This is a genomic window from Streptomyces flavofungini (assembly GCF_030388665.1).
GTDB classification, from domain to species: domain Bacteria; phylum Actinomycetota; class Actinomycetes; order Streptomycetales; family Streptomycetaceae; genus Streptomyces; species Streptomyces flavofungini_A.
In genome coordinates, this window is the sequence record NZ_CP128846.1 from 6,649,687 (window position 1) to 6,676,507 (window position 26,821).

The 26,821-nt window shown below is 73.2% G+C and carries 23 protein-coding genes; 13 read left to right on the forward strand and 10 right to left on the reverse strand.

The window, feature by feature from the left end; translation table 11 throughout:
• Nucleotides 1-38 precede the first annotated feature (38 nt).
• Both QUY26_RS28390 and QUY26_RS28395 read left to right on the forward strand, forming a co-directional pair.
• Nucleotides 39-1,961, forward strand: coding sequence for an ABC transporter ATP-binding protein (locus tag QUY26_RS28390; protein ID WP_289951505.1), 1,923 nt, complete (start codon nucleotides 39-41; stop codon nucleotides 1,959-1,961).
• Nucleotides 1,958-3,823, forward strand: a complete 1,866-nt coding sequence (locus QUY26_RS28395) for an ABC transporter ATP-binding protein (protein WP_289951508.1) — start codon at nucleotides 1,958-1,960, stop codon at nucleotides 3,821-3,823. Before QUY26_RS28390 ends, QUY26_RS28395 begins: the two co-directional genes overlap by 4 nt.
• Here the strand turns inward: QUY26_RS28395 and QUY26_RS28400 are convergent, their stop codons facing one another.
• Together QUY26_RS28400 and QUY26_RS28405 are read right to left on the reverse strand one after the other, a co-directional pair.
• Complete coding sequence (locus QUY26_RS28400) at nucleotides 3,824-4,435, reverse strand: response regulator transcription factor (protein ID WP_289951511.1); 612 nt, start codon at nucleotides 4,433-4,435, stop codon at nucleotides 3,824-3,826.
• 330 nt (nucleotides 4,436-4,765) lie between these two features.
• Nucleotides 4,766-5,404: a TetR family transcriptional regulator gene (locus QUY26_RS28405; protein WP_289951516.1), complete on the reverse strand. Its 639-nt coding sequence runs from the start codon at nucleotides 5,402-5,404 to the stop codon at nucleotides 4,766-4,768.
• A gap of 280 nt (nucleotides 5,405-5,684) precedes the next feature.
• On the opposite strand from QUY26_RS28405, the gene QUY26_RS28410 reads away from it, so the two are divergent.
• From QUY26_RS28410 to QUY26_RS28420, 3 genes are read left to right on the forward strand one after another with little or no spacing between them, the layout of a single operon-like run.
• On the forward strand, nucleotides 5,685-7,151 hold the full coding sequence (locus QUY26_RS28410; protein WP_289951518.1) for a glycosyltransferase family 4 protein: 1,467 nt from the start codon (nucleotides 5,685-5,687) through the stop codon (nucleotides 7,149-7,151).
• Nucleotides 7,145-7,915 (forward strand): class I SAM-dependent methyltransferase, encoded by a 771-nt coding sequence (locus QUY26_RS28415; protein ID WP_289951520.1) that lies wholly within the window; start codon nucleotides 7,145-7,147, stop codon nucleotides 7,913-7,915. Before QUY26_RS28410 ends, QUY26_RS28415 begins: the two co-directional genes overlap by 7 nt.
• On the forward strand, nucleotides 7,912-8,985 hold the full coding sequence (locus tag QUY26_RS28420) for a prenyltransferase (RefSeq protein ID WP_289951521.1): 1,074 nt from the start codon (nucleotides 7,912-7,914) through the stop codon (nucleotides 8,983-8,985). The genes QUY26_RS28415 and QUY26_RS28420 overlap by 4 nt, the downstream gene beginning before the upstream one ends.
• A gap of 42 nt (nucleotides 8,986-9,027) precedes the next feature.
• On the opposite strand, the gene QUY26_RS28425 is transcribed toward QUY26_RS28420, so the two are convergent.
• Nucleotides 9,028-9,255: a hypothetical protein gene (locus tag QUY26_RS28425; RefSeq protein WP_289956129.1), complete on the reverse strand. Its 228-nt coding sequence runs from the start codon at nucleotides 9,253-9,255 to the stop codon at nucleotides 9,028-9,030.
• A gap of 285 nt (nucleotides 9,256-9,540) precedes the next feature.
• On the opposite strand from QUY26_RS28425, the gene QUY26_RS28430 reads away from it, so the two are divergent.
• The 4 genes from QUY26_RS28430 to QUY26_RS28445 all read left to right on the forward strand — a co-directional run bounded on the left by QUY26_RS28430 (nucleotide 9,541) and on the right by QUY26_RS28445 (nucleotide 12,890).
• A complete protein-coding gene (locus QUY26_RS28430) occupies nucleotides 9,541-10,068 on the forward strand; it encodes a hypothetical protein (RefSeq protein ID WP_289951523.1) in 528 nt (175 codons plus the stop codon).
• Between the two features lie 253 nt (nucleotides 10,069-10,321).
• Nucleotides 10,322-10,834, forward strand: coding sequence for a hypothetical protein (locus QUY26_RS28435; protein WP_289951525.1), 513 nt, complete (start codon nucleotides 10,322-10,324; stop codon nucleotides 10,832-10,834).
• A 161-nt stretch (nucleotides 10,835-10,995) separates the two neighbouring features.
• Nucleotides 10,996-12,174: a sensor histidine kinase gene (locus tag QUY26_RS28440; RefSeq protein ID WP_289951528.1), complete on the forward strand. Its 1,179-nt coding sequence runs from the start codon at nucleotides 10,996-10,998 to the stop codon at nucleotides 12,172-12,174.
• Nucleotides 12,171-12,890, forward strand: a complete 720-nt coding sequence (locus tag QUY26_RS28445; protein ID WP_289951529.1) for a response regulator — start codon at nucleotides 12,171-12,173, stop codon at nucleotides 12,888-12,890. Before QUY26_RS28440 ends, QUY26_RS28445 begins: the two co-directional genes overlap by 4 nt.
• Nucleotides 12,891-13,345: 455 nt before the next feature.
• On the opposite strand, the gene QUY26_RS28450 is transcribed toward QUY26_RS28445, so the two are convergent.
• The 5 genes from QUY26_RS28450 to QUY26_RS28470 all read right to left on the reverse strand — a co-directional run bounded on the left by QUY26_RS28450 (nucleotide 13,346) and on the right by QUY26_RS28470 (nucleotide 19,341).
• Nucleotides 13,346-14,359, reverse strand: coding sequence for an LLM class F420-dependent oxidoreductase (locus tag QUY26_RS28450; RefSeq protein WP_289951531.1), 1,014 nt, complete (start codon nucleotides 14,357-14,359; stop codon nucleotides 13,346-13,348).
• Between the two features lie 151 nt (nucleotides 14,360-14,510).
• The gene (locus QUY26_RS28455; protein WP_289951532.1) at nucleotides 14,511-15,398 is read right to left on the reverse strand and encodes a hypothetical protein; all 888 of its coding nucleotides are present in this window, start codon (nucleotides 15,396-15,398) and stop codon (nucleotides 14,511-14,513) included.
• 281 nt (nucleotides 15,399-15,679) lie between these two features.
• Nucleotides 15,680-16,705, reverse strand: coding sequence for an N-acetylmuramoyl-L-alanine amidase (locus QUY26_RS28460; protein ID WP_289951533.1), 1,026 nt, complete (start codon nucleotides 16,703-16,705; stop codon nucleotides 15,680-15,682).
• Between the two features lie 10 nt (nucleotides 16,706-16,715).
• Nucleotides 16,716-17,321, reverse strand: coding sequence for a class I SAM-dependent methyltransferase (locus QUY26_RS28465; protein WP_289956132.1), 606 nt, complete (start codon nucleotides 17,319-17,321; stop codon nucleotides 16,716-16,718).
• A 250-nt stretch (nucleotides 17,322-17,571) separates the two neighbouring features.
• The gene (locus tag QUY26_RS28470) at nucleotides 17,572-19,341 is read right to left on the reverse strand and encodes an MFS transporter (RefSeq protein ID WP_289951534.1); all 1,770 of its coding nucleotides are present in this window, start codon (nucleotides 19,339-19,341) and stop codon (nucleotides 17,572-17,574) included.
• 220 nt (nucleotides 19,342-19,561) lie between these two features.
• Here QUY26_RS28470 and QUY26_RS28475 point away from each other — a divergent pair, with 220 nt between their 5' ends.
• Nucleotides 19,562-20,755: a lipid-transfer protein gene (locus tag QUY26_RS28475; protein ID WP_289951536.1), complete on the forward strand. Its 1,194-nt coding sequence runs from the start codon at nucleotides 19,562-19,564 to the stop codon at nucleotides 20,753-20,755.
• A gap of 155 nt (nucleotides 20,756-20,910) precedes the next feature.
• A complete protein-coding gene (locus tag QUY26_RS28480) occupies nucleotides 20,911-22,353 on the forward strand; it encodes an MFS transporter (protein WP_289951538.1) in 1,443 nt (480 codons plus the stop codon).
• Between the two features lie 81 nt (nucleotides 22,354-22,434).
• Here the strand turns inward: QUY26_RS28480 and QUY26_RS28485 are convergent, their stop codons facing one another.
• Together QUY26_RS28485 and QUY26_RS28490 are read right to left on the reverse strand one after the other, a co-directional pair.
• Complete coding sequence (locus QUY26_RS28485; protein WP_289951539.1) at nucleotides 22,435-23,040, reverse strand: response regulator transcription factor; 606 nt, start codon at nucleotides 23,038-23,040, stop codon at nucleotides 22,435-22,437.
• Complete coding sequence (locus QUY26_RS28490; protein ID WP_289951541.1) at nucleotides 23,037-24,314, reverse strand: sensor histidine kinase; 1,278 nt, start codon at nucleotides 24,312-24,314, stop codon at nucleotides 23,037-23,039. Before QUY26_RS28490 ends, QUY26_RS28485 begins: the two co-directional genes overlap by 4 nt.
• Nucleotides 24,315-24,742: 428 nt before the next feature.
• Between QUY26_RS28490 and QUY26_RS28495 the strand changes: the two genes are divergently transcribed.
• Together QUY26_RS28495 and QUY26_RS28500 are read left to right on the forward strand one after the other, a co-directional pair.
• Nucleotides 24,743-25,615 (forward strand): MaoC/PaaZ C-terminal domain-containing protein, encoded by an 873-nt coding sequence (locus tag QUY26_RS28495; RefSeq protein ID WP_289951542.1) that lies wholly within the window; start codon nucleotides 24,743-24,745, stop codon nucleotides 25,613-25,615.
• A gap of 90 nt (nucleotides 25,616-25,705) precedes the next feature.
• Entirely contained in the window at nucleotides 25,706-26,788 is a 1,083-nt protein-coding gene (locus tag QUY26_RS28500) for a Zn-dependent alcohol dehydrogenase (protein WP_289951546.1), read from the forward strand.
• The last annotated feature ends 33 nt before the right edge of the window (nucleotides 26,789-26,821 follow it).

Consider the following 26,821-nt stretch of genomic DNA (forward strand, 5'->3'; position numbering starts at 1 on the left):
CCCCGGGCCCGACAGCTTCCGAGAGGTCCCGCTCCGCCATGCCGACCGTCGAACAGGCCGCACAGCGCCGCCTCTTGACCGAGTCCACCCGGTACAACACGGCACGCTGCCTCGCCCTGTGCCTGCTCAGCCTCCTGGGAACGGGCGCGGGCCTGCTCCTTCCGCTCGCCATCGGACGCGCCCTCGACGCCGTGATCGCCGGGGACGACGCCAGCGGCTGGGTGCTCTGGTGCGCCGCCCTCGTCGGCGTCATGGCCGCCCTGGACGCCTGCGAGGAAGTGCTCTCCGCGACCACGGCCGCCCGCACCACCCTGTGGCTGCGCGGCCGCCTCGTCCGGCACGTCCTCGGCGTCGGACCGCGCGCCACGGCCCGCTTCCCGGCCGGGGACCTGGTGGCCCGCCTCGTCGGCAGCGCGGCGCAGGCCGGCACCGCGCCCGCCGTGTTCGCCGGGCTCTTCGCGGCCGTCGCCGCACCCGTCGGCGCCGTCGTGGCGCTCGGCCTCATCGACTTCTGGCTCGCGGCCGTCTTCCTCGGCGGGGCGCCGGTCCTGGTGCTGCTCCTGCGGGCGTTCACCCGGGCCTCGTCGGACTGCGTCGCCCGGTACCAGACCATCCAGGGCGACATCGCGGGCCGCCTCACCGAGGCGATCGGCGGGGCCAGGACCATCGCCGCCGCGCACACCGAGCGCAAGGAGGCCGCGCGGGTCCTCGCGCCGCTGCCCGAACTCGCCCGCCAGGGCCTGCGCATGTGGCACGTGCAGGCCCGCTCGCAGGCCCAGGCCGTGGCGCTCGCACCGCTCCTCCAGATCGGCGTCGTCGCCATGTCCTGCTACCTGATCCTCCACCACCGCCTGTCGGTGGGCGAGTTGCTCGCGGCCGTACGGTACGCGGCGCTCGCCACCGGCGTCGGCGTGCTGGTCGGCCAGCTCGGCGGCCTGGTGCGGGCCAAGGCCGCCGCGGGCAGGCTCGCCGAGGTCCAGAAGGAACCGGCGACGCGCCACGGCGACGCTCGGCTCCCGCAGGGCCCCGGAACCTTGGAGCTGCGGGGCGTCACGGCGCGGCGCGGCGGGCGCACCGTGCTCGACGACGTCGACCTGACCGTCCCCGGCGGGCACACCGTCGCCGTCGTCGGCCGCTCCGGCGCGGGCAAGTCGCTGCTCGCCGCCCTCGCGGGCCGCCTCGCCGACCCCGACCGGGGGACCGTGCTCCTGGACGGCGTACCGCTGCCGGACCTCAGCCGCGCGGAGCTGCGCCGCCACGTCGGCTACGCCTTCGAGCGGCCCGCGCTGCTCGGCGCCACGGTCGAGGACACCATCGGCTTCGGCGAGCCCCGGCCGGACCGCGAGAGCGTCCGGCGCGCCGCCGACGCCGCCTGCGCCGACGGGTTCGTGCGCAGCCTGCCCGAGGGCTACGCCACCGCCTGCGCGGCCGCGCCCCTGTCCGGCGGCGAGGCCCAACGCCTCGGCCTGGCCCGCGCGTTCGCCAGGGGCGGGCGACTCCTGATCCTCGACGACGCCCTCTCCAGCCTGGACACGGTCACCGAACACCGCGTCGCGGAGGCCCTGTTGCGCACCACACCGTCCCGTACCCGTCTGATCGTCGCCCACCGCGCCGCCACCGCGGCCCGCGCGGACGCCGTGGCCTGGCTCGACGGCGGCCGCATCCGCGCCTTCGACGCCCACGAACGACTGTGGCGCCTCCCGGACTACCGAAGGGCCTTCGAACAGCTCGAAGACGAGGAGGGCGAGGGGGCCAAGGGGGCCAAGGGGGCCAAGGGGGCCGAGGGGTCCGAGGGGTCCGAGGGGGCCGAGGTGGCTCAGGCGGGCGAAGTGGCCGGAATGGCCGAAGTGGCCGAAGTGGCTGAGAGGGCTCAGGTCGCTGAGGTGGGCGTCGGGGACGTGGGGAGCCAGGGCGGCGAGCGGGATCTGCGGGGCCGGCGTGGCCGGGAGGGCGGGGCGTGAGGCGCACGGGTACGGGCACCTACGCCCGCGGCGTCCGCTTCCTGCGCGAGCGCCGCTGGGTGGTCGCGCAGATCGGCTTCTGGTCCGTCCTGGAGACCGGCCAGACCTTCCTCACCGGGTACGCCCTGGCGCACGCGCTCGACGACGGGTTCCTCGCCGGGCGGGGGGCCGTCGGGCTCGGCTGGCTCCTCGCCGCCGCGGGCGGGGTCCTTGTCGCGGCGTACGGCACCGGGCAGGTGTTCCGCGCCGTGGCCCGGCTCGTCGAGCCGATGCGGGACGCGCTCGTGCGGCACGTCGTGGCGCGCGGCATCGAGGAGGCCGACAGCGCCGCCGTGTCCCGGCTCACCCAGCAGGTGGAGACCGCGCGGGACACCTTCGCGGGCCTGGTGATGGTGTCGCGGTCCTTCGTGTTCACCGCCGTCGGCGCGTTGATCGGCCTGTCCACACTGGCCCCACTGCTCGTCCTGGTGGTGGCGCCGCCCCTGGTCGCGGGCGTCGCCCTGTTCGTCCTGACCCTGCGCCCGCTGGCCCGCCGCCAGGAGGACTACCTGGCCGCCGACGAGGCCATCGCGGCCGAACTGGGCACTGTCTGCCCCGGGTTGAGGGACGTGACCGCCGCGGGCGCCGAGGAGCCGACCGCCGCCGCCGTCGAGGACCGCCTCACCGCCGAGTACGAGACGTCGCGCACCCTGGCCCGCTGGTCCGTCGTCCGCATCGCCTCCCTCGCGCTCGGCGGCCAGCTCCCCATCGTGCTGCTGCTGGCCACCGGCCCCTGGCTCCTGTCCCACGGCGTCTCCGCCGGCGAACTCGTCGGCGCCCTCACCTACGTCACCCAGGCCCTCCTTCCGGCCCTGCACAACCTGGTCCACGGCCTGGGTTCGGCGGGCACGCGCCTCGTGGTGATCCTGCGGAGGCTGGTGCCGGAGGGGACGGGGGAGCCCGGCGGTTCGCTGCCGCTGCCTGAAGCCGGGGCCGACGCTGGAGCGTCCCTCACCAAGGCCCCCACCGAACCCACCGAACCCATCGACCCCACCGAACCCACCGACCCTGCCAGGCCCATCGACCCCACCGGACCTACCGGACCCACCGGACCCACTGGCCTCATCGAGCCCGCTGACCCCACCCCGCCCCCCGCCCTCCACCTCACCTCCGTCACCTTCGCCTACGGCCCGCACGCCGAGCCCGTCATCCGCGACCTGGATCTGGTCCTGCCGCGCGGCGGGCACCTGGCCGTCGTGGGGCCGAGCGGGGTCGGCAAGTCGACGCTGGCGGGCCTGGTCGCGGGGATGCTGGCGCCGGGGAGCGGCAGCGTGCGGGTGGCCGGGCGGGACGCGCGGGACGGCGGGGCCGTGGCGCGCCGGGTGCTCATCCCGCAGGAGGCGTACGTGTTCAGCGGCACCCTCGGGGAGAACCTGCGCTACCTGCGGCCGGACCCGGTGGCGGACGCCGAACTCCTCGACGCCGCGCACACCGTGGGCCTCGGCCCGCTCGCCGAGCGCGTCGGCGGGCTCGGGGCGCGGCTCGACCCGACCGCGCTCTCGGCGGGCGAACGCCAGCTGATCGCCCTGACCCGCGCCTATGTCGCGCACGCGGAGCTGGCCGTGCTCGACGAGGCCACCTGTCACCTCGACCCGGAGGCGGAGTCCCGGGCCGAGCGCGCCTTCGCAGCCCGGCCCGGTGGCACCCTCGTCGTCGTCGCGCACCGCATCAGCTCGGCCCGCCGCGCCGACCGCGTCCTGGTCCTCGACGGACCGCGCACGGACTGCGGACGCCACGGCGAGCTGCTCGAGCGGTCGGAGCTGTACCGCGACCTGGCGGGCAACTGGGACCCGCAGGCCGTGTCGCAGCCGGTCCTGCCCTGATCACACCCATCCCTCCCCTAAGGAGATCCGGATCGCGTCGACCTTGTTGCGCGCCCCGGTCTTACGCGTGATGGCGGCCATGTAGTTGCGCACCGTGCCGATCGACAGATGCAGCCGGTTCGCTATCTCCGCGACGGACGCCCCACCGGCGGCTAACGACAGGACACTCAACTCCCTTTTGGTCAAGGGCATCTGAGAGGCCTTCAGGAAGCCGAAGCCGAGCGATTCGTCGACGTAGCGCAGCCCGGACGCCACCTGCCTGATCCCGGTGAGCAGTTGCTCGGGCACGCTCGCCTTGTCCACGAAGCCGACCGCGCCCGCGTCCAGGGCCCGGCGCAGCAGCCCCGGCCGGTGCGCCGATGCGAGGACGAGCAGCGGGCAGCGGGTGCCCGAGCCGGTCGCGGTCGTCTTCAGTTCGCCGAGTGGCGCCAGCGCGTACCCGGTCTCGCAGTCGAGGTCGGCGACGCACAGGTCGGGCCGCACCGAGCCGAGTCGGCGCCGGGCGGCGCCCCATGGCGTGTGGAACACCTCCAAGTCGGGCTCGCGGGCGAGTCGTTCCGCCAGAGCCGATCGCAGCAGACAGGCGTCGTGCACGAGAAGTACGCGGATCACGTTCTGCCCCTCCAGCACCGTGCTCCTCCAGATTCCGGTTCCGGGCCGCGTCACTCGCCCCTCCTGTCCGAGTCCCACCCGGACGCCGTCCGAACCGCACCTGGTGCCCCGGTCCCGGCCGTTCGCCGGGGTGCCGAGCGTTGCGCAGACCATTGAAAGACGAAGTGCGCCTGTCATGAACGCTGAGAATCGGCCAAGGGGATGCCAAGGGGGCGCATATGTCTGCACCAAGTGCGCCCCTCATGCGACAGTCCATCGGCCGGAGGGGCGCACTCCGCCCCTGCGCGAGGTCGCTTCCCCTACGATGCGCGGCGCCGCCGGCGGGCGCGGTCAGGCCTCCGGGTCCGGCACCGTGAGGTCGATCAGTCGGCACACCATCTCGATGTCGATCTTGACCTGGGCGATCGAGGCGCGGCCGGAGAGCCAGGTGATCAGGGCGGAGTGCCAGGTGTGCTCGATGACCCGCACCGCGGAGAGCTGCGCCGCCGTCGGCTGTCCTTCCAGGCCCATGGCGTCCAGGACGATCGCCGTGGTGAGCCGCGAGACCGTGTCGACCTCCGGGCTCACCGACCGGTCGGCGAAGGTGAGGGCGCGCACCATGGCGTCCGCGAGGTGCGGCTCGCGCTGGAGGGCGCGGAATGCCCGCATCAGGGTCTCCGCGACCCGCTCCGCCGGGCTCTCCCCGGCCGGGGGGTGTTTGCGCAGGGTGGTGTGCATGTGCTGGAGCTGGTCCTGCATCGTCGCGACGAGCAGGTGCACCTTCGACGGGAAGTAGCGGTAGAGCGTGCCGAGTGCGACGCTCGACGACTCCGCCACCTCCCGCATCTGGACCGCGTCGAAGCCGCCCCGGCTCGCCAGCTGGGCGCTCGCGTGCAGGATGCGGCGGCGGCGCGCCTCCTGGCGCTCGGTGAGGGGCGGCGACGCCGGATGTGCCGCGCTCGCTCCAGCCGTCTTCGCGTCAGCCGTCATAGTCCCGTCGCCCCGTCAGTCCCGTCAGCGGTGTCCATCGCTTCCGCCCAGTCCCCGTACCGTTCCCGTCCCGTTCCCGTGCATCGGGACCGCACAGCATGGCAGGGCGGCCGCCGTGGCGCGAATCACCTGATCCGGACCTTCCGGTCCGGCTACCTGCCGGTAGATTCGAGCGGGTCCGGCGATCAAGGGCGATCATGACAGGAACGAGTCTGAAACTTGTTCTACATTACCGTCCCGGCGTAATCTCGCGGACAACTGAAGGCAGAAGGGGGCCAGAGTGACCGCTGAGGCCATGGAGGCGGGTCCCCTGCCGGGGCCGGTGCCGGGTGCGACACCGGGCACGACGCCGGACGTGCCCCCGGGCGCGGCCGCCGACGGCGGCCGCCCGCTGCGCATCGCGCTCCTCACGTACAAGGGGAACCCGTTCTGCGGCGGTCAGGGCGTCTACGTCCGCCACCTCTCCCGCGAGCTGGTCCGCCTCGGTCACCGCGTCGAGGTCATCGGCGCGCAGCCCTACCCCGTGCTCGACGAGGGCGAGGACCTGCGCGGCCTCGGCCTGACCGAGCTGCCGAGCCTGGACCTGTACCGCTCGCCGGACCCCTTCCGCACGCCGAAGCGGGACGAGTACCGCGACTGGATCGACGCCCTCGAAGTCGCGACGATGTGGACCGGCGGCTTCCCCGAGCCGGTCACCTTCAGCCTGCGCGCCCGCCGCCACCTGCGCGCCCGGCGCGGCGAGTTCGACGTCGTGCACGACAACCAGACCCTCGGCTACGGCCTCCTCGGCGACCTCGGCGCCCCCCTGGTGACGACCGTCCACCACCCCATCACCGTCGACCGCCGCCTGGAGCTCGACGCCGCGCCCGACTGGAAGCGTCGCGCCTCGGTCCGCCGCTGGTACGCGTTCACACGGATGCAGAAGCGCGTCGCACGGCGGCTTCCGTCGATCCTCACGGTGTCCGGCACCTCGCGCCAGGAGATCGTCGACCACCTCGGCGTCCGGCGCGACCGGATCCACGTCGTCCACATCGGCGCCGACACGAACCTCTTCTCGCCCGACCCGGCCGTGCCCGAGGTGCCGGGCCGGATCGTGACGACGTCCAGCGCCGACGTACCGCTGAAGGGCCTGATCCACCTCGTCGAGGCCCTCGCCAAGGTCCGCACCGAGAACCCCGCCGCGCACCTCGTCGTCGTCGGCAAGCGCGCCGAGGACGGCCCGGTGGCGCAGGCCATCGAGAAGTACGGCCTCGAAGGCTCCGTGGAGTTCGTCAAGGGCATCACCGACGAGGAGCTCGTCGACCTGGTCCGCTCGGCCCAGATCGCCTGCGTCCCTTCGCTGTACGAGGGCTTCTCGCTGCCCGCCGCCGAGGCCATGGCGACGGGGACGCCGCTGCTCGCCACGACGGGCGGGGCGATCCCCGAGGTCGCGGGCCGCGACGGCGACACCTGCCTCGCGGTGCCCCCGGGCGACGCGGGCGCGCTCGCCGCGGGCCTCACCCGGCTCCTCGGCGACCCGGAGCTGCGGGCGCGGCTCGGCGCCGCGGGCCGGGCCCGGGTCCTCGCCAGGTTCACCTGGGCCCGCGCGGCCCAGGGCACCGCGGAGCTGTACCGCGCGGCGATCGACCGCTCCGCGGGCCGGGGCGCCGCCCGCGCGGCGGCCCGCGGCCACGCGCTGCCGACGGCCGGGGCCGCGGCCCGCGGCGAAGTTGCAGGACCTCAACCCGAAAGCAGGGCCACGTGCTGACCGTCGACTTCACCCGCTTCCCGCTCGCCGCGGGGGACCGCGTGCTCGATCTGGGCTGCGGGGCGGGCCGTCACGCCTTCGAGTGCTACCGGCGCGGCGCCCGGGTGGTCGCCCTCGACCGGAACGCCGAGGAGATCCGCGAGGTCGCCAAGTGGTTCGCGGCGATGAAGGAGGCGGGGGAGGCCCCGGCGGGCGCGAGTGCCACCGCCATGGAGGGCGACGCCCTCAACCTGCCCTTCCCCGACGAGTCGTTCGACGTCGTGATCATCTCCGAGGTGATGGAGCACATCCCGGACGACAAGGGCGTGCTCGCCGAGATGGTCCGGGTCCTCAGGCCCGGCGGCCGGATAGCCGTGACCGTCCCGCGCTACGGCCCCGAGAAGGTCTGCTGGGCGCTCAGCGACGCCTACCACGAGGTCGAGGGCGGCCACATCCGCATCTACAAGGCGGACGAACTCCTCGCCAGGATGCGCGAGTCGGGCCTCAAGCCCTACGGCACGCACCACGCGCACGCGCTGCACTCGCCGTACTGGTGGCTGAAGTGCGCGTTCGGAGTCGGCAAGGACGGTGACGACGCGGCGCTGCCGGTGCGGGCGTACCACAAGCTCCTGGTCTGGGACATCATGAAGAAGCCGCTGGTGACGAAGGTCGCCGAGCAGGCGCTGAACCCGCTGATCGGCAAGAGCTTCGTGGCGTACGCGACCAAGCCGCACCTGCCCGCCGCCACCCCCGACCCGGCCGCCGACGCGAAGGCCGGGGCGTGACGATTCCCGAGCGCACCGAACACCTGGTCCTGCCGGGTGTGCTGACGGCCGATCAGGCGACGGCCACGGTCCGCGGCATCCTCGCCGTCCAGCGCGAGGACGGCGCCATACCCTGGTTCCGCGGCCACCACCTCGACCCGTGGGACCACACCGAGGCCGCCATGGCCCTGGACGCCGCCGGCGAGCACGCGGCCGCCGCTCGCGCCTACGAGTGGCTGGCCCGGCACCAGAACCAGGACGGCTCCTGGTACGCGGCGTACGCCGACGGCGACCCCGACGACGTCACCGACCGCGGCCGCGAGACCAACTTCTGCGCGTACGTGGCCGTGGGCGTCTGGCACCACTACCTGAGCACCGGCGACGAGGCGTTCCTCGACCGCATGTGGCCGGTCGTCGTCGCGGCCGTCGAGTTCGTCCTCGAACTCCAGCAGCCCGGCGGCCAGATCGGCTGGAAGCGGGACCCCGACGGCACCCCCGTCCCGGACGCCCTGCTCACCGGCTGCAGCTCCGTCTACCAGGCGCTGCGCTGCGCCCTGGCCCTCGCCGACCTGCGCGACGACCCGCAGCCCGACTGGGAGCTCGCGACCGGCGCCCTCGGCCACGCCATCCGCCACCACCCCGAGCGCTTCCTCGACAAGGACCGCTACTCCATGGACTGGTACTACCCGGTCCTCGGCGGCGCGGTCACCGGAGCGCAGGCCAAGTCCCGCATCGAGGACGGCTGGGACCGCTTCGTCGTCCCCGGCCTCGGCGTGCGCTGCGTCCACCCCAACCCGTGGGTGACCGGCGGCGAGAGCGCCGAACTCGCCCTAGCCCTCTGGGCGATCGGCGAATCGGACCGCGCCCTGGACGTCCTCAGGTCCATCCAGCACCTGCGCGACCCCGAGTCGGGCCTGTACTGGACGGGCTACGTCTTCGAGGACGCCGCGATCTGGCCCGTCGAGCTCACCACCTGGACGGCGGGCTCGCTGCTCCTCGCGGTGGCGGCACTCGGCGGCGACGAGGCGACGTGCGGGGTGTTCTCGGGGACGGGGCTGCCGCTCGGCCTCGACCCGGACTGCTGCGGCTGAGGTCGCGGGCCCCGTGGGCGGCCCGACAGGTCGGCGCGGCGCTCAGCGCCGCCGCAGCCGCCCCGCGAGGAAGTGCCCCGCGACGAGGTAGACGACGGCCGCGAGGCCGTACCCCGCGACCACACGGGCCCAGCGCTCGTCGAACGTGAACAGGTCGTGCGACCAGCCCGCCAGCCACCTGGCCGCGTCCTGCACGACCTGCACGAGGTCATTGGCGCGGTTGGCGTCCGACAGGTCGATCAGGACCCACCGGGCGAGAAGGAAGGCCATCACATCCGCGATGACGACGACCTCCACGGCGTCCGTAGCGCGTCGTTCGTGTACGGGGGCATGGGGGGGCGGGTACCGGGGGAGGGGTGGCCGCAACCTGTGGGGCCCGCTCCGGTCGGTCGGGGCGGCCGTCATGGGGGCCGTGGGGTGCCTGGCGCGTCGGCTGCGGGGCGCCCGCCGCGTCGGCCGGAGCGCCAGGCACCCCGCTGGCCGCGCCCCGATGGCGGGCCCGGCCGCACCGGGTGAGGCTGGCGGCGGCCGCCCCCACCCCGCCCGGAGGTCACCGTGCCCCGCTCCCTGCTCCGCCCCCTCGTCCCGCTGCTCCTCTGCGCCCTCCTGGCGGGGACGGCTGCGTGCGGCGGCGACAAGGACTCGGCCGCGAGTCCCACGAGCACGGTCGAACGCCAGAAGCTCGCGAAGACGCGGTTCGTCGCCAACGCGGGGCTCGCCGCCGGGGCGACGTACCAGTGGATCGTGAAGCCCTACCGCGCGGGCACCTTCGCCTCCGGCGCCGACGGCCGCCGCTTCGCCCTCATCAAGGCGGGCCTCGCCGGGGCGTTCACCTACAACCGCCTCAAGGCCGCGCTGCGCAACGCCAAGGGCGACCCGACCCTGGCCAAGGCCGTCGCCCCGCTCACCGCCGGCATCGACGCCCTCAAGGACCTGCCGTCCAAGCTCCGCAAGGGCGACTCCACGGAGTCCGTGGTCAAGTCCTTCGACGGCGCCATCAACAAGGTGAAGGACGCGGGGAAGGGCGCGGGGGCCGAGGTGACGGACAAGGTGCCGTCGGCGGGGGAGCTGGCGAAGGGCTGAGAGCTGAGGGCTGAGGGCCGGGGGCCATGCGTCGGTCCTGGGCGTGCCTACCGAGAGGCCCTGTCTTCATGCGCGTACACGGGGCGGATCACCCTGGCGGGAAACCTGCTCGACCCGCACGTTCCATGATCAGTTGAGATACGGCTTCTCCGCCTTGCTGAAGCCGTCAACCCTCGGGTTGACGGCGTGCTCAACCCGAAGGTCGACTCACGGGCCGACGCCCCGATACGTCCCGCCCGGCAGGATCGCAGACATGACGACCATCGACTACCTGATCTCAGCCGCGCTGATCTGCCTGGTCATCCCGCAGATCCGCGGAACCCGCCAGACGCTGCGCAATGCGCTGCTGCCGGTAGTGGCCGTGGCCGCTGCTGCCGCGTACTACCTGAAGTCCTTCCCCACCCAGGGGAACGACCTCCGGCTCGATCTCGTCGGCGTGCTCGTCGGCGGCGTCCTGGGCGTGGCCTGCGGTGCCACCACACGCCTGAGTCGTGACTCGGACGGCGTCGCACTGGCCAAGGCGGGGGCGGCCGCCGCGGTGCTCTGGATCGCGGGCATGGCATTCCGTGCCGGCTTCGAGATCTGGGCCACCCACACCGGCTCGACGACGGTCGCGCGGTTCAGCCGGGACAACCTGATCACGGGGTCGGCGGCGTGGACGGCTGCGCTGCTCCTGATGGCCCTCGCCCAGGTCCTGTGCAGGCTCGCCGTGGTCCGTCTCAAGGCCCGTCGAACCACTGCTCGTACCGCGTCTGCGCATATCTGAACCCGATGCCGTTCCGTCTTCCTTCGAGCGCCGAGTCCCCCCGTCGGCCCGCGCCCGCCGGGCGGGGGCCGACGTCAAGAGCGCGGTTGACCGGCCACGTCCCTATCCTTCAGAACATGACGGACCTCCCGGGTAGCCCGTCCACAGCGGTCAGTCCGCGCATGGCCGCCGCTCTGAGCGGTGTACGAGAACGCCGCGCGCACCGGGCCCGCCGTCTGCAGCCGGTGCTGTGGGGCATCGTGGTCACCATCGTCGTGCAGTCCCTGTACGCGGAACCGGGGCCGGGAGTACACGGGGTGCATCTCGCGGTCACCTTGACCCTCGCCGGGTGCGTCCTGCCCCTGGCCGCAGTGGCCGCGGGACGCTGGCAAGTCCTCGGCCCTCGGAGCTGCACCGCCTTCTGCCTGCTGACCAGTGGCTTCGGGCTCGCCGTGGGGGTCCTGCAGCCCGGCTCGATGTCGGTGCTGCCCCTCTCGGTGGCCGTGCTCACGGCCTTCCTGGTGCTGAGCCGACAGCACGCCGTTGTTCTCGGGGGCGTCCTCATGAGCGGACTGGTGGCCGCCGCACTCGCCGGGGTGGACGGCGGCATCGGTACTCTGCTGAGCCAGCTGCTCTTCTGCGCGGTGCTCGCGCTGATGGCACTCAGCGTGCGTCAGGCGGGCGACAGTGAGGAGCGCGCAGAACTCCTGCTTGCGCAGTTGGCGGACGCCCGTGAGGCCGAGGCAGAGGCGGTGGCTCTGGCCGAGCGCACCCGCATCGCGCAGGAGCTGCACGACGTACTGGCTCAAACCCTCTCCGGACTTGCCGTACAGATACAGGCCGCACGGCGGATGGCCCGGCGGGAGCAGACCGATGAGGACCTGCGGGAGCTACTGGACAGGGCCGGAAAGCTGGCGAAGGAAGGTCTCGGTGACGCCCGCCGCGCGGTCGGCGCCCTGCGCGGCCGGCAAACGCCCTCGCTGGACCGCCTTCCAGAGCTGGTGGAGCGCTACCGGGTGGATCTGGAACTCGACGTCCGCCTCTCCGTCACGGGCGCACCTCGGCCCCTGCCGGCAGACGCCGACTGGGCCCTCTACCGCGGCGCGCAGGAGTCCCTGACCAACGCCGCACGGTACGCGCGCGGCGCCCACATTTCAGTTGCTCTGCGTTACGAACCGACGGGTACGGCACTGACCGTCGAGGACCGGCGAGATGCCCCGGGGCCGATGCCGTCGCCGCTGGTGGTGGGGTCCGGTCTGGGGCTCACTGGCATGCGTGAGCGTTTCGACGAGGTGGGCGGCAAGGTCGACGCCGGACCGACCCCAAAAGGTTGGAAAGTAACGATGGAGGTCCCGGCATGACGGCATCCGGAAGCCCCGCCTCTGGTGAACAGATCAGGGTTCTTGTCGCCGATGATCAGCAGGTTGTCCGCAAAGGGCTCGTCCTGCTGCTCGGAATGCTGGACGGCATCGAGGTGGTCGGAGCCGCCCGCGACGGTGCCGAGGCGGTGGAGCTGGCTGTACGGCTCCGCCCGGACGTCGTCCTGATGGACCTCACCATGCCGGTACTCGACGGCATGGCGGCCACCGCGCTGTTGCGGGAGAAGCTGCCGGACAGCGCCGTGCTGGTGCTGACCACGTACGCCGATGACGACTCCATCTTTCCCGCGCTGAGGGCCGGGGCGCGTGGCTACCTGACGAAGGACGCGGACGACGACGAGGTCGAAGCGGCCATCCTGCGTGTCCACGCCGGCCAGACCTGGCTCGACCCCGTCGTGCAGGCCCGTCTGGTCTCTGCCGTCCGATCGGGGGAAGCCTCCCCGCCGGCTGAGCCCTGGGTGCAGGGCGCGGAACAAGAGGAGCGCGCCACACCTCCCGACGGACTGACCCCACGGGAGGCCGAGGTGCTCACCCTCATCGCTCGGGGCCTGTCCAACACGGAGATCTGCGCCCAGCTCGTGGTGAGCCAAGCGACGGTGAAGACACACATCAATCGCATCTTCGCGAAGATCGGAGCCAAAGACCGCGCCCAGGCCGTGGGCTACGCCTACCGGCACAATCTCGCCGACAGCGACTGATGGACGGCGGGCGGCGGGGGCACGCTCTACTACGACCTCGACATGCGCGCGTTCTCGCGTTCGGGAAGAACGACAATCGGGCACCCGGTACGGAGCGCGGGCGAGGGTCGGCGCGCCGGGCGGGCGACGCCCGGTCCCAGATGTCGCCGCGCGGGTCAAGCCGCTGATCAACCTCCAGGGCATGGCCGCGGACGAACAGGCCGACAGCTGCGTCTCCGACGAGGGCGAGTCGATCGCGCCTTTTCCCTCGTCCACGCGCACCAGTTCCTGAAGCACCAGGTGGACCACCAGAAGAAGCACGGCGAGCAGCTCAACGCGTACCTGCGCGATCACGAGGTGCGGGTGCCGACGCCGAACCCGGACCGGACGAAGGCGGACGCCCCGACCTGAACGCCCTGGGGCGGATCATCAACCACGTGGGCGCCGACACGGCCGCCCGCACCACCCTGATTCGGCTACGCGTTCAGCTCCGCGAGCACCCGCAGCGTGTCCGGGTCCCGTGCGAGCACCAGCAGGTCCGTCACCGGCCCCTTGCGCCACTCCTGGAGCCTTTCGGCGATCCGCCCGCGCGGCCCGACCAGCGAGATCTCGTCGGCGAACGCGTCCGGCACGGCGAGCACGGCCTCCTCGCGCCGCCCGGCCAGGAACAGCTCCTGCACCCGCCGCGCCTCCTCCTCGTACCCCATCCGCCCCATCAGTTCGGCGTGGAAGTTACGGGCCGCGTGCCCCATGCCACCGATGTAGAAGCCGAGCATGGCCTTGACCGGGAGCAGCCCCTCGCGCACGTCGGCGCACACCGTGGCCCGCACGAGCGGCGCCACCACGAACCCCGGCCGCAGCCCGTCGCCGAGCGACGCCTCGTACACGTCCGTGCGCGTCGGCGACCAGTACAGCGGCAGCCAGCCGTCCGCGATCCGGGCCGTCTGCGCGATGTTCCTGGGCCCTTCGGCGCCGAGCAGGACGGGCAGGTCGCCGCGCAGGGGATGGGTGATGGACTTCAGCGGCTTGCCGAGCCCGGTGCCGTCCTCGCCCGGGTAGGGCAGCGGGTGGAACCGCCCGTCAAGGGCCACGGGGGACTCCCGCCGCAGCACCTGCCGTACGACATCCACGTACTCCCGTGTCGCGGTGAGCGGCGACTTCGGGAACGGCCGCCCGTACCACCCCTCCACGACCTGCGGTCCCGAGAGCCCGAGCCCGAGCAGCATCCGCCCTCCGGAGAGGTGGTCGAGGGTGAGGGCGTGCATGGCGGTGGTGGTGGGCGAGCGGGCCGCCATCTGCGCGACGGCCGTGCCGAGCCGGATCCGCGAGGTGTGCGCGGCGATCCACGTCAACGGCGTGAACGCGTCCGACCCCCAGGCCTCCGCCGTCCACACCGAGTCGTACCCGAGCCGCTCGGCCTCCTGCGCGAGCGCCAGGTGCCGGGCCTCGGGGCCGCGGCCCCAGTATCCGAGCGCGAGCCCGAGCCGCATATGACCTCCAGGGAGCGGACCGAGAGAGCCGGCCAAGTGAGCTGACGGTGCATCAGATCTGGATCGACTGGAGGAGGGTACGCCAGCGGCCCCCCGCCCGGAAGGGGCGAGGGGCCGCTGAGGTGCTGCGGGAGCGCGCGAGCGCGAGGGCTCAGCCGCGCTGGATTCCCGTGGTGTCCTGCAGGACGCCGCGACGGCCGTCCTGCGTCTGGGCCACCAGGCTCTGGCCGCGCTGCTCCACGGCCAGGTACCAGGTGCCGGGAGCCAGTTCCGCGATCGGGGTCGGCGAACCGTCCTCGGCGTACAGCGGACGCGGCACCGGCACGGCGAACCAGAACGGGGAGAAGTCCCCGGCCGGGGCGCCCGCCTGCTGCGCCTGGGCGGGCGGCGGCGTCTGGCCGCCACCCTGCGGCTGGCCGCCGTAGGGCTGTGCCGGGGCGGCGGGCTGGGCGCCGTACGGCTGGCCCGGCTGACCGCCCTGCGCGCCCGGGTAGCCGTAACCGCCCTGCGGCTGGCCGCCGTAGGGCTGCGGGGCCTTGGGGCCACCGCCGCCCGCGAGGGGGGCCTTGAGGGCGGGGACGATGTTCGTGGCGACGGCGGCGCCAGCCAGCACGAGGGCGGCGATCAGGCCGAGGATGAGGCCAACGCCCGCATCGGGGGACTCGGGGCCGCTGCCGTTCTGGCGACCGAGTCCGCCGCCGATCTTGCTGAGCGCATCGAAGAAGAAGCCGAACGACTGGTCCGTGTCGAAGATCGCGCCGAGCGAGCTCCATGCGGAGGCGATGGCGAAGGCGATGCCGATCTGGCCGAGGTCCAGGCCGACGATCTTGCGCTGCCCGCCCGTGGCACGGCCGAGAACGATGCACGCGGCGCCGATGATGCCGAGGAGGTACATGCTCATCAGCAGGTTGCCGTTGGCCCAGGCGTTGGGAGCGTCATCGCCTGCGTCGTCAAAGGTGTCGAGGAACGAGGCGATGAAGAGCAACACCGCTGCTCCGATCACCACGCCGTCGCCTCGAGTGAGGGAGCGGAAATTCACTTCAGGGTCCTTCGTCAGTCGTCTCGTCGGTAGAGGCGTCGCTGTCGCCGTAGTCGCGGTCGTGTCGCGGTGCGCGAAGCGCGGGGGTGGCCCCTCATCGTAGGGAGGACACTATCCTCCGGTCGGCCGGGATGTCTGCTCGGGATAAAGATCGTCACTCAGTGAAGATCTGCCGGTTGCCGTCCCGTGACGAGACGGCGTCGAACACATCACGACATGGGGCGATAGCCCGGAATCAGCCCCCTTCACGCACCGGAATCGCGCCCGGCACCCGCCTGTGTCTACCCGCGCAGGAAGCTCTCGATGCCGTCCGAGAGGCCCTGGGCCGCCTTCTGCCGCCAGGCGCCGCTCGTCAGCAGGGCCTCGTCCTTCGGGTCGCGCATGTTGCCGCACTCGATGAACACCTTCGGCACCTTCGAGAGGTTGAGGCCGCCGAGGTCGCCGCGGACGTCGAGGCCGGTGCCGCCCCCGACGTAGTTGGAGGGGGCGCTCTTGGTGGCGTTCAGGAACTTGCCCGCGATGCGCTCGCCCAGGTCGCGGGACGGCGCGACGATCGCGCTGGTGTCCGCGGCGCCGCCGCGCACCTTCGCGGGCAGGATGACGTGGAAGCCGCGGTTGCCGACGGCCGAGCCGTCCGCGTGCAGGGAGACCACGGCGTCGGCGCGGGCCTCGTTGCCGATCCGGGCGCGCTCGTCGACGCAGGGTCCGAAGGCGCGGTCGGCGTCGTGCGTGAAGCGGACCGTGGCACCCTGCCGGTGCAGCAGGTCGCGCAGGCGGTGGGCGAGGTCCAGGGTGAACCGGGCTTCCGTGTAGCCGCGGTTGGTGGACGTGCCCGTGGTGTCGCACTCCTTGGAGTTCGTCCCGATGTTCACCTGCCGGTTGATCTCGGCGGTGTGCTTGAAGTTCCCCGGGTTGTGTCCGGGGTCCACCACGACGACCTTGCCCTTGAGGGGGCCGGACGCGGCGGGGCGGCCGCCCGAGCCCTTCGTGGGGTCGGCGGACGGCTTGGGGGCGTCGGGATTGGATTTCGACGGCTCGGCCGGCTTGCCGGGCTTGTCGGAGTCATCGGGCTTGTCGGTCTTGCTCGCGTCCGCGCTCGGCTTCGAGGGCGAGCCCTGCTCCGAGCGGCTCGCGGACGGCAGCGTTCTGGCCGGTTTGCCGTCATCGGAGTCGCTCGCGGTGTCCATGAGGAGATACCCGGCGAGCGTGCCGGGCACGAGCACGGCGAGGGCGACCGCGAGCGGGCGGCCACCGCGGAAGCGGCGGGGCGGGCGCGGTGGATGACTGTCCGGACCTACGTACGACACGGAAGCGAGCCTAGTCCTGCCGCAGGGAGCCCGCGCCGGTTCGGCGCAGGACGCGGAGCGAGTCCGTGGCCGAGATCTCCGTGAATGCCCCGGATTCCAGGGCCCGCAGATAGATCCGGTACGGGGCCTGACCGGTCCACTCGTCCACCGGGTCGGGGAACACGTCGTGGATGACGAGCAGTCCGCCCTCCGCGACGTGCGGCGCCCACCCCTCGTAGTCCGCGTTCGCGTGCTCGTCCGTGTGGCCGCCGTCGATGAAGACGAGGGCGACCGGGGAGTTCCACACCGCCGCGACCTGCGGGGAACGGCCCACGACGGCGATGACGTGGTCTTCGAGTCCGGCCCGGTGCAGGGTCCTGCGGAACGTCGGCAGCGTGTCCATGCGGCCGATCTCCGGGTCGACCGTCGCCGGGTCGTGGTAGTCCCAGCCGGGCTGCTGCTCCTCGCTGCCCCGGTGGTGGTCGACCGTGATCACGCTCACGCCGGCGGCGCGGGCCGCGTCCGCGAGCAGGATCGTGGAACGGCCGCAGTAGGTGCCGACTTCGAGCAGGGGCAGCCCGAGCGCCGCGGCCTCGGTGGCCGCCGCGTACAGGGCGAGGCCCTCCTTCGCGGGCATGAAGCCCTTCGCGGCCTCGAAGGCGTCGAGAACGTCGGGACCGGGCTCGGCGGCCAAGGGTTCCTCCTCGGGGCGGGCGCGTGGAGGCCCGCGGGGTGCGCGTGGTGAACGGGCCCGCGTGTACGGACGCCCTGGGCGCCCGCTCACGGACATGGGGGCGCCCCATCGTGCACCACACCCCCGTCATGGGGGTGACGGGGGCGCGGTGGTCCGTGGGGTGGCCGGGTCGGCCCCGGCCGGGGCCTCCCCCTCAGGCCAGGACCTCGCTCTCGCCCGGCAGGGCCAGGTCGACCTCCACCGGCCGCTCCCCGCCGGGGTGCGCGGCGGACGCGGCGTGCGGGGCGTGTCCCGCGGCCGTCGCGGCGAGGACGTAGGGGCCGTCGGCCGGGACCTCCAGGGCGTAGCGCCCCTCGCCGTCCGTCAGCGCGGCGCCCGCCTGCCTGCCCCGGTGGTCGATCAGCGTGACCTTGGCCCGTGCGACCGGCGCCCCGGAGGCGGCGAGGACCCGGCCCTGGAAGCCGCCGAGGGCCCGCACGGCCCGCGCGGCCCGTTCGATGCCCGCGTCCTCCTCGCTGCTGGCCCGCAGCTGCGGCTTCTCCTGGGCGGGCGCGCGCCCCCGTCCCGGCAGGAACAGGGCGAGCAGCAGCCCGATGGCGACGGCGCCGGTGGCGATGAGGAAGGAGGTGCGGAAGCCCTCCATGGTGGGTATGTCGACCGGCCCCGCGTGGGTCGCGGTGTTGGCGAGCACCATGCCGATGACGGCGCTCGACACGGACGTGCCGATGGACCGCATCAGGGTGTTGAGGCCGTTGGCCGCGCCCGTCTCGGACGGGTCGACGGCGCCGATGATGAGGGCGGGAAGCGAGGAGTAGGCGAGGCCGATGCCCGCGCCCACGATCACCGAGATGACGATGGTCTGCCAGGCGGCGCTCATCAGGCCGAGGCCCGCTCCGTAGCCGACCGCGATGATCAGCAGGCCGAGGATGAGGGTGACCTTCGGGCCGTACTTCGCCGAGAGGCGCGCGTACACCGGAGCGGTGAACATCATCGTCAGGCCGAGCGGTGCCACGCACAGGCCCGCGACGACCATGGACTGGCCGAGGCCGTACCCGGTGGACGTGGGCAGTTGGAGGAGCTGGGGCAGGACGAGCGAGATGGCGTAGAAGGCGACGCCGACCATGATCGAGGCGAGGTTGGTGAGCAGCACCTCGCGGCGGGCGGTGGTGCGCAGGTCCACCAGCGGTGCCTGCAGGCGCAGTTCCATCACGCCCCACAGGAGCAGGACGGCGGCCGAGGCCCCGAAGAGCCCGAGGGTCAGGCCCGAACTCCAGCCCCAGTCGCTGCCCTTGGTGATGGGCAGCAGGAAGAGCACGAGTCCGGCGGACAGGCCGAGGGCGCCGGCCACGTCGAAGGTGCCCTCGGCGCGCAGCGGGCTCTCCGGCACCAGGAAGAAGATGAGCAGCATCGCGAGGACGCCGAGGCCCGCGGCCCCGAAGAACAGCGCGTGCCAGTCGGTGTGCTGGGCGACGAGGGCGGCGGCGGGCAGGGCGAGGCCGCCGCCGACGCCGATGGACGAACTCATCAGGGCCATCGCGGAGCCGAGCTTCTCGCGCGGCAGCTCGTCGCGCATCAGGCCGATGCCGAGCGGTATCGCGCCCATCGCGAAGCCCTGCAGGGCCCGGCCGACGATCATCACGAGCAGGTCGTCGGTGAACGCGCAGACCAGGGAGCCGACGACCATCACGGCGAGGCTGGTGAGCAGCATCCGGCGCTTGCCGAAGAGGTCGCCGAGGCGGCCCATGATCGGCGTGGAGACGGCGCCCGCGAGCAGGGTCGAGGTCATGACCCAGGTGGCGTTGGAGGGCTCGGTGCCGAGCAGCGTCGGCAGGTCCTTGATGACGGGGACGAGCAGCGTCTGCATGACGGCGACGACGATGCCCGCGAAGGCGAGGACGGGGACGACACCGCCGGTTCCGCGCGTGGCGCGGTCACCGCGGGGGTGGGTCGTCGCGTGGGACATGGGCGTGCGGCCTCCGGCAGGAAGAGTGGCGGTGGGTGGGGCACCCGCAGGTATATGCAGGATGAACCTGTATCCCTGGGCGACTATTCCGACGGATGTCGAACCAAGGGAAGTCTTGACCCGTCATTGACCGGTTCTGTACGCGAGGAGGGCCGTCGCCCTTCCGGTGAACTGAAACGTGTTCTAGTCTTGCCGCCCGCTCTCGGAAGGAGCCCCAGCGGTGCAGAGCTACATCGTCGGCGTCGGCATGACGAAGTTCGAGAAGCCCGAGACCCGCGACTGGCAGTACTGGGACATGGCGAAGGAGGCGGGCACCGCCGCGCTCGCCGACGCCCGGATCACCTACGAGCAAGTGGAGCAGGTCGTCGCCGGATACTGCTTCCAGGCGTCGACGGCGGGCCAGCGGGCGGCATACGAGCTGGGCCTGACCGGAGTGCCGGTCTACAACGTCAACAACAACTGCGCCACGGGCTCCACGGCCCTCATGATGGCCCGGCAGTTCGTGGCGGGCGGGCAGAGCGAGTGCGTCCTCGCGCTCGGCTTCGAGAAGATGAAGCGCGGCTCGCTCGGCGGCGGCAGCGACGGCGACTTCGCGACATCCCCGGTGGCCCGGCACTACGGCGTCATGGCGGCCCGGCACGGCTTCGAGGCCTCGCCGCCCACGGCCCAGCTCTTCGGCAACGCGGCACGCGAGCACATGGAGCGGTACGGCACCACGCCCGCGCAGCTCGCGGCGGTCGCCGCGAAGAACCACCGGCACTCCGTCAACAACCCCAACGCCCAGTTCCAGGACGCGTACACGACCGAGGAGATCCTCGCCGCGCGGACCGTGCACGCCCCGCTCACCAAGCTCCAGTGCTCCCCGACGTCGGACGGCGCCGCCGCCGTGGTCGTGGCGTCCGAGGCGTTCGTGGACCGGCACGGGCTCGGGGACCGCGCCGTCGAGATCACGGCCCAGGCCATGACGACCGACACCGCGGAGTCCTTCGCCTCCGGCAGCTGCCTCGACGTCGTCGGCACCCCGATGGCCCGCGCGGCCGCCCGCAAGGTGTACGACGCCTCGGGGCTCGGCCCCGACGACCTCGACGTCATCGAGCTGCACGACTGCTTCTCCGTCAACGAACTCCTCACCTACGAGGCCCTCGGCCTCTGCGAGGAGGGCGAATCCGGCAAGCTCGTGGAGTCCGGCGCGACGACGTACGGCGGCCGCTGGGTGGTGAACCCCTCCGGCGGCCTCATCTCCAAGGGCCACCCCCTGGGCGCGACCGGCCTGGCCCAGGCCACCGAACTCAGCTGGCAGCTGCGGGGCGAGGCGGGACCGCGCCAGGTCCCCGGGGCGCGGACGGCACTCGCGCACAACGTCGGCCTCGGCGGGGCGGCGATGGTGACGCTCCTCACGCGACCGCGGCTGTAGCGCCCGGGGTGAGACTGCTCACGCGGTGGTGGCCGCGACCGCGGCGGCCGCCCCGCGTTCGCCGCCCCGCGCAAGGACCTAGGACTCCCGACCCAGACCCCCTGCCCCCTATTTCCGATGTACGGGCCACACGCCCAGCTGTCAGCATGAGGGCCATGCTCCAGACCCCCGCCGACACCCCGACCTCCCGCATATCGGGTCGCCCCACTCCGCCCACCTGGCTCGTCGTGGCCGCCGCGTGCGCCGGACAGTTCCTCGTCGTCCTCGACGTGTCCGTCGTGAACGTGGCGCTGCCGTCGATGCGGACCGATCTCGGCCTGAGCGCCACGGGGTTGCAGTGGGTCGTGAACGCGTACTCCATCGCGTTCGCCGGGTTCATGCTGCTCGGCGGGCGGGCCGGTGACCTCTTCGGGCGCAAGCGGATGTTCCTGGTGGGCCTCGGGCTCTTCACGCTGGCCTCGCTCGCGGGCGGGCTCGCCCAGGAGGGCTGGCAACTGCTGCTCGCGCGGGCCGTGCAGGGCCTCGGCGCCGCCGTGCTCGCCCCCTCGACGCTGACGATCCTCACCTCCGCCGTGCCGGAGGGGCCCGCCCGGGTGCGGGCCATCGCCACCTGGTCCGCGGTCGGGGCGGGCGGCGGCGCCGCGGGCGGACTCGTCGGCGGCCTGCTCACCGACGGCCTGTCCTGGCGCTGGACGCTGCTCGTCAACGTGCCCGTCGGCGTCCTCGTCCTCGCCGCCGCGCTGCGCTGGATCAGCGAGAGCCGCGCGAGCGGCGCGCGCCGCCTCGACCTGCCCGGGGCCGTGCTCGTGACCGGCGGCATCGCCACCCTCGCGTACGGCATCGTGCAGACCGAGGTGGAGGGCTGGACCGCCGCCGCCACCGTGGTGCCGCTGGCCCTCGGGCTCGCCCTGATCGGCGCCTTCCTCGCCGTCGAGGCCCGCGCCAAGGCGCCCCTGATGCCGCTCGCGCTGTTCCGGGTGCGGTCCGTGTCGGCCGCCAACGCCACGATGTTCGTCTGCGGCATGGGCATGTTCGCCATGTGGTTCTTCATGACCCTCTACGCCCAGAACGTCCTCGGCTACACGCCGCTGGAGGCCGGGCTCGCCCTGATCCCCAGCTCGGTCAGCGTCGTCGTCGGCTCCAAGGTCGCCCCCCGCCTGATGCGCGTCCTCGGCGCCCGCAGCGTCACGGTCATCGGTGTCCTCGTCGCCGCCGTGGGCTTCCTCTGGCAGTGGCGGGCCCTCGACGCCGACGGGGCGTACGTCACCTCGATCATGCTCCCCGGCATCCTGATGATGCTCGGCGCCGGACTCGCGGGCACGCCCCTCGCCTCCCTCGCCACGAGCGGCGCCGACCCCGGCGACGCGGGCCTCGTCGCCGGACTCATCAACACCTCCCGCACCATGGGCGGCTCCCTCGGCCTCGCGGTCCTCTCCACCATCGCCGCGTCCCGCACCGGCGACCGCCCCGGCACCCACGCCCTGGCCGAGGGCTACGCCCAGGCGTTCCTGTGGGGAGCGGTGTTCCTGACGGCGGCGGTGGTGCTCGTGCTGGTGGCGATGCCGAAGCCGGACAGATCGAGCCCGTCCGGCGATTGAGGACGAGGCGCGGAGCGCCGACAGCGGGGGTCCCGGGGGCTGCAGCCCCCGGGGCAACCCCGCCCCACGGCGAGGAAGCGCCTACAGCCACCCCTCACGCCGAGCGACGCGAACCGCCTCCATCCGATTGCGGCTCCCCGTCTTGCCGATCGCCGCGGAGAGATAGTTCCGCACCGTCGACTCCGACAGACGCAGCGCCGCCGCGATGTCCGCGACCGTCGCACCGTCGACGGAGGCGTTGAGCACCTCGGCCTCCCGGGCCGTCAGCGGATTGGGCCCGGCCCCGAGCGCGGCCGCGGCGAGCACCGGGTCGACCACGGTCTCCCCGCGCAGCACGGCGCGAATCGCCTCGGCCAACTCCTCCACGGGCCCGTCCTTCACGAGGAACCCCGCGGCGCCCGCGTCCATGGCGCGGCGCAGATAGCCGGGCCTGCCGAAGGTGGTGAGGATCAGGACCCGGCAGTCGGGGACCTCCGTGCGCAGGTCAGCCGCCGCGTCGAGCCCGCTGCGCCCCGGCAGCTCGATGTCGAGCAGGGCCACGTCGGGACGTGCGGTGAGCGCGGTGTGCACGATGTCGTCGCCCGCCGCGACCTGCGCGACGACCTCGATGTCCTCCTCCATCCCGAGCAGCAGGGCCAGTGCGCCGCGCATCATGCCCTGGTCCTCGGCGAGCAGGACTCTGATCATCGAACGCGCTCCTCGTGGGCGCCCGCACGCGCGGGCGCCGCGTCGGTGACGTGGCCGGCGGCGGTGGCATCGTGGTCCTCGGTGACCGGCAGCACCGCCGTGACCCGGAAGCCACCGCGCGGCTCGGGCCCCGACTCCAGTGCGCCGCCCACCGCCGTGAGGCGTTCGGCCAGGCCCTTCAGCCCGCTGCCGGGCGTGGTCGAGCCTACGCCGCGGCCGTCGTCCGTGATCGTCAGCCGGGTCTGTTCGGAGGTCGCGGCGACCTCGATCTCGCACCGGCGGGCCCGCGCGTGCCGTACGACGTTGGTGGCGGCCTCCCGCACCACCCAGCCGAGCAGCGCCTCCGCCCGGGGGCCGAGCGGCGGCCCCGACTGCCGTACGACCGCCTCGACGCCGGCCGCGTCGAGCAGTTCGCGGGCCCGGTCCAGCTCGGCGGCCAGCGCCGCGTCCCGGTAGCCGGTGACGGCCTCGCGGATCTCGGTGAGCGCCTGGCGGCCCACGGACTCGATGTCGGTGATCTGCGCCAGGGCGGCGTCCATGCTCCGCGGGGCGAGGCGGCGCGCGGCCTCCGACTTCACGACGATCAGCGAGAGCGTGTGGCCGAGCAGGTCGTGCAGGTCGCGGGAGAAGCGCAGCCGCTCCTCGGCCACGGCCCGCCGCGCCAGCTCCTCACGGGCGGCGCGCAGGTCGCGCACCGCCTCCGACAGGGACAGGATCGCGGCCGTGACCATCGTGGACAGGAACGTGCCGTACGCGATGTTGATGCCGTCCCAGCCCTCCCGGAACCCGGCGACGGCGCCCGCGAGCGCGCTCAGCGAGAGGGCCACGGGACCGAGGCCGCGGCCCCGCAGGACGGCGCCCACGGCCAGGCCGAACAGCGGGAAGTACATCAGCCAGTTGCCGCCGTACCCGGCGGCGAGGCCCACGGTGAGCGCGCCCATCACGACCAGCATGGCCAGCGTCGTGCGCGACTCCCGGGCCCGCTTGTCGAAGGCGCGGAAGGCCACGCCGATGTAGAGGGAGTTGAAGACGAACAGGCCGATGCCGCCGATCCACGGGTTCGGGGTCTTGCCCTGGAGGAGGTGCGAGAAGGCGCCGAGGCCCATCAGGAGCCACGGGAGGAGCGCGAAGCCGTTGGGCGGTCCCGACTGCACGAGGGCGTCCTGATCACCCGCCCGCTTCCGCTCCCGCCAGTCGGCCTTCTGCTCCCGCCAGGAGTCCCGCTGCCCCCGCAGGCCGTGCAGTCGGCAGGTCACCCTGTGCTTCCAGGACATGTCTCGCTCCCCGATCGGGCGGGCCCGCGTCCCCCGCGGTCCCCGTGCCCTCGACAGTACGGAGCGGGGGTGCCGCCGCGGCAGTGAGGTCCGTACCGAGTCCGCCGGGACAAATGTCACCGCCGGCGGCCCCGGGCGGGCCCGCCCCGCCTTATCTGACGTGACGTCAGCACTCTTCCCAACCGTGGGGCGCTGGGCTATACATGGGGCCATCGGCCTAGAACGCGTTCTAGAACGACCGGCGGACCGGTGGACCAGCAGATCGGCGGACCGGCGACCGGGACGCCTTGGCCGCCGCAGACGACCTCGGTGCGGCCGACGGTGCGGACGGACGCACCGAGGTCTTCCCCGGAGCACACGGCACCACCGCCCGCACACCGCACGCGCCGCAGGACCGTCACCCGCAGCCCGCGAGGAGCCGTCACCCCATGCCCATCGATGCCGCGCAGGCCCTGGCCGCGAAGCCCCGCAGCGCCGAGATCACCTGGGACCACAAGGACATCCAGCTCTACCACCTGGGCCTCGGCGCGGGCGCCAACCCGGACCTCGCCGACCCCGCGACCGACCCCGACGAGCTCCGCTACACCCTGGAGTCCCGGCTGCACGTCCTGCCCAGCTTCGCCACCGTGGCGGGCGCGGGCATGGGCATGATGGGCGGCCTCGCCGCACCCGGCATCGACGTGGACCTCGCCGCCGTGCTGCACGGCGGCCAGAGCGTCGAACTGCACCGCCCGATCCCCGTCAAGGGCCGGGCCACCACGAGCTCCAAGGTCGCCGCCGTCTACGACAAGGGCAAGGCGGCCGTCCTCGTGCTGCGCTCCGAGGCCGCGGACGACGAGGGCCCGCTGTGGACCAGCGACGCGCAGATCTTCGTGCGCGGCGAGGGCGGGTTCGGCGGCGAGCGCGGCCCGTCCGGCAGCCCCGAGGCGCCGGAGGGCCCCTTCGACCACGTCGTCGAACGCCCGGTCCGCCCCGACCAGGCCCTGCTCTACCGCCTGTCCGGCGACTGGAACCCGCTGCACGCCGACCCCGAGTTCGCGAAGCTCGCCGGTTTCGACCGGCCGATCCTGCACGGCCTGTGCACGTACGGCATGACGCTCAAGGCCGTCGTCGACACCGTCCTCGGCGGCGACGTGAGCCGGGTACGGGCCTATCGCACGCGCTTCGCCGGGGTCGTCCTGCCCGGCGAGACGCTGCGCATCGGCATGTGGGAGTCGGAGAGCCGGGTGCGGGTCGCCGTCACGGTCGTCGAACGGCAGGACGCGCCGGTCCTCACGGACACGGTCGTGGAGCTGAACTGACGGGCGGAGCCGGACCGCTGACGGGTGGAGCCGAACTGACGTCACGTACCGGCGGTCACGCGCCGCCGGGATGAGAGGAGCCGCACAGCCATGCGCGCAGCCGTACTGCACGAGACAGGCCAGGACAAGCTCGATGTGCTCGACGACGTCGAGGCGGTGGGCTTCGGCCCGGGCAGGGCCAGGATCCGGGTGCGGGCCACCGGCCTGTGCCACTCCGACGTGTCCGCCATGAACGGCGTGCTGCCGCAGCCCGCGCCGTTCGTCCCCGGCCACGAGGGCGCGGGCGAGGTCCTGGAGGTCGGCGACGGCGTCGGCAACGTCAAACCGGGCGACCGGGTCCTGGTGTGCTGGCTCCCGGCGTGCGGGCAGTGCCCGGCGTGCCGCCGCGGCCAGACCCAGCTGTGCCTGGCCGGTTTCATGAACGCCGGAACCCCCAACTTCCGCCGTTCCGGGGACCGCTCGGACGTCTTCGGCTTCGCGGGCACGGGCACCTTCGCCGAGGAGATCGTCGTCGACGCGTCCTGCGCCGTGCCCATACCGGACGACGTGCCCTTCGACATCGCCGCGCTCATCGGCTGCGGCGTCACGACGGGGCTCGGCGCCGCCATCAACACCGCCGACGTGGCGGCCGGTTCGTCCGTCGCCGTCATCGGCTGCGGCGGCGTCGGCGTCTCCGCGATCCAGGGCGCGCGGCTCAAGGGCGCCGCGGAGATCATCGCCGTCGACCCGGTCGCGTCCCGGCGCGAGGCCGCGCTCCGCTTCGGCGCGACCCAGGCCGTCGCCCCCGACGAACTGTCCGACGCCCGCCAGCGCGTGACCGCGGGCGAGGGCTTCGACTACGTCTTCGAGGTCGTCGGCAAGTCCGCGACGACCCGCACCGCGTACGAGATGACCCGGCGCGGCGGCACCCTCTGCGTCGTCGGCGCGGGCGCCATGGACGACCAGGTGCAGTTCAACATGTTCGAGCTGTTCTTCGACGAGAAGCGGATCCTGCCCTCGCTGTACGGCGGCGGGGACGTGCTCCGGTCGTACGAGCGGGCCATCGCCCTGTGGCGCGCGGGGCGCGTCGACCTGGAGGGGATGATCACGCACCGGGTGCGCCTGGCCGAGATCAACGAGGCGCTGGAGCAGATGCGGTCGGGGACGGCGCTGCGGACGTGCATCGAGATCTGAGGCGTGCGTCGGCGGGAGCGGTCCGTGAAGTCA

Coding starts and splice junctions, on each gene's coding strand:
- QUY26_RS28390 (WP_289951505.1), top strand. CDS start 39: ATGCCGACCGTCGAACAGGCCGCACAGCGCCGCCTCTTGACCGAGTCC.
- QUY26_RS28405 (WP_289951516.1), bottom strand. CDS start 5,404: ATGACGGCTGACGCGAAGACGGCTGGAGCGAGCGCGGCACATCCGGCG.
- QUY26_RS28425 (WP_289956129.1), bottom strand. CDS start 9,255: ATGGCCTTCCTTCTCGCCCGGTGGGTCCTGATCGACCTGTCGGACGCC.
- QUY26_RS28435 (WP_289951525.1), top strand. CDS start 10,322: ATGACGACCATCGACTACCTGATCTCAGCCGCGCTGATCTGCCTGGTC.
- QUY26_RS28440 (WP_289951528.1), top strand. CDS start 10,996: ATGGCCGCCGCTCTGAGCGGTGTACGAGAACGCCGCGCGCACCGGGCC.
- QUY26_RS28445 (WP_289951529.1), top strand. CDS start 12,171: ATGACGGCATCCGGAAGCCCCGCCTCTGGTGAACAGATCAGGGTTCTT.
- QUY26_RS28450 (WP_289951531.1), bottom strand. CDS start 14,359: ATGCGGCTCGGGCTCGCGCTCGGATACTGGGGCCGCGGCCCCGAGGCC.
- QUY26_RS28465 (WP_289956132.1), bottom strand. CDS start 17,321: ATGCCCGCGAAGGAGGGCCTCGCCCTGTACGCGGCGGCCACCGAGGCC.
- QUY26_RS28470 (WP_289951534.1), bottom strand. CDS start 19,341: ATGTCCCACGCGACGACCCACCCCCGCGGTGACCGCGCCACGCGCGGA.
- QUY26_RS28480 (WP_289951538.1), top strand. CDS start 20,911: ATGCTCCAGACCCCCGCCGACACCCCGACCTCCCGCATATCGGGTCGC.
- QUY26_RS28485 (WP_289951539.1), bottom strand. CDS start 23,040: ATGATCAGAGTCCTGCTCGCCGAGGACCAGGGCATGATGCGCGGCGCA.
- QUY26_RS28490 (WP_289951541.1), bottom strand. CDS start 24,314: ATGTCCTGGAAGCACAGGGTGACCTGCCGACTGCACGGCCTGCGGGGG.
- QUY26_RS28495 (WP_289951542.1), top strand. CDS start 24,743: ATGCCCATCGATGCCGCGCAGGCCCTGGCCGCGAAGCCCCGCAGCGCC.
- QUY26_RS28500 (WP_289951546.1), top strand. CDS start 25,706: ATGCGCGCAGCCGTACTGCACGAGACAGGCCAGGACAAGCTCGATGTG.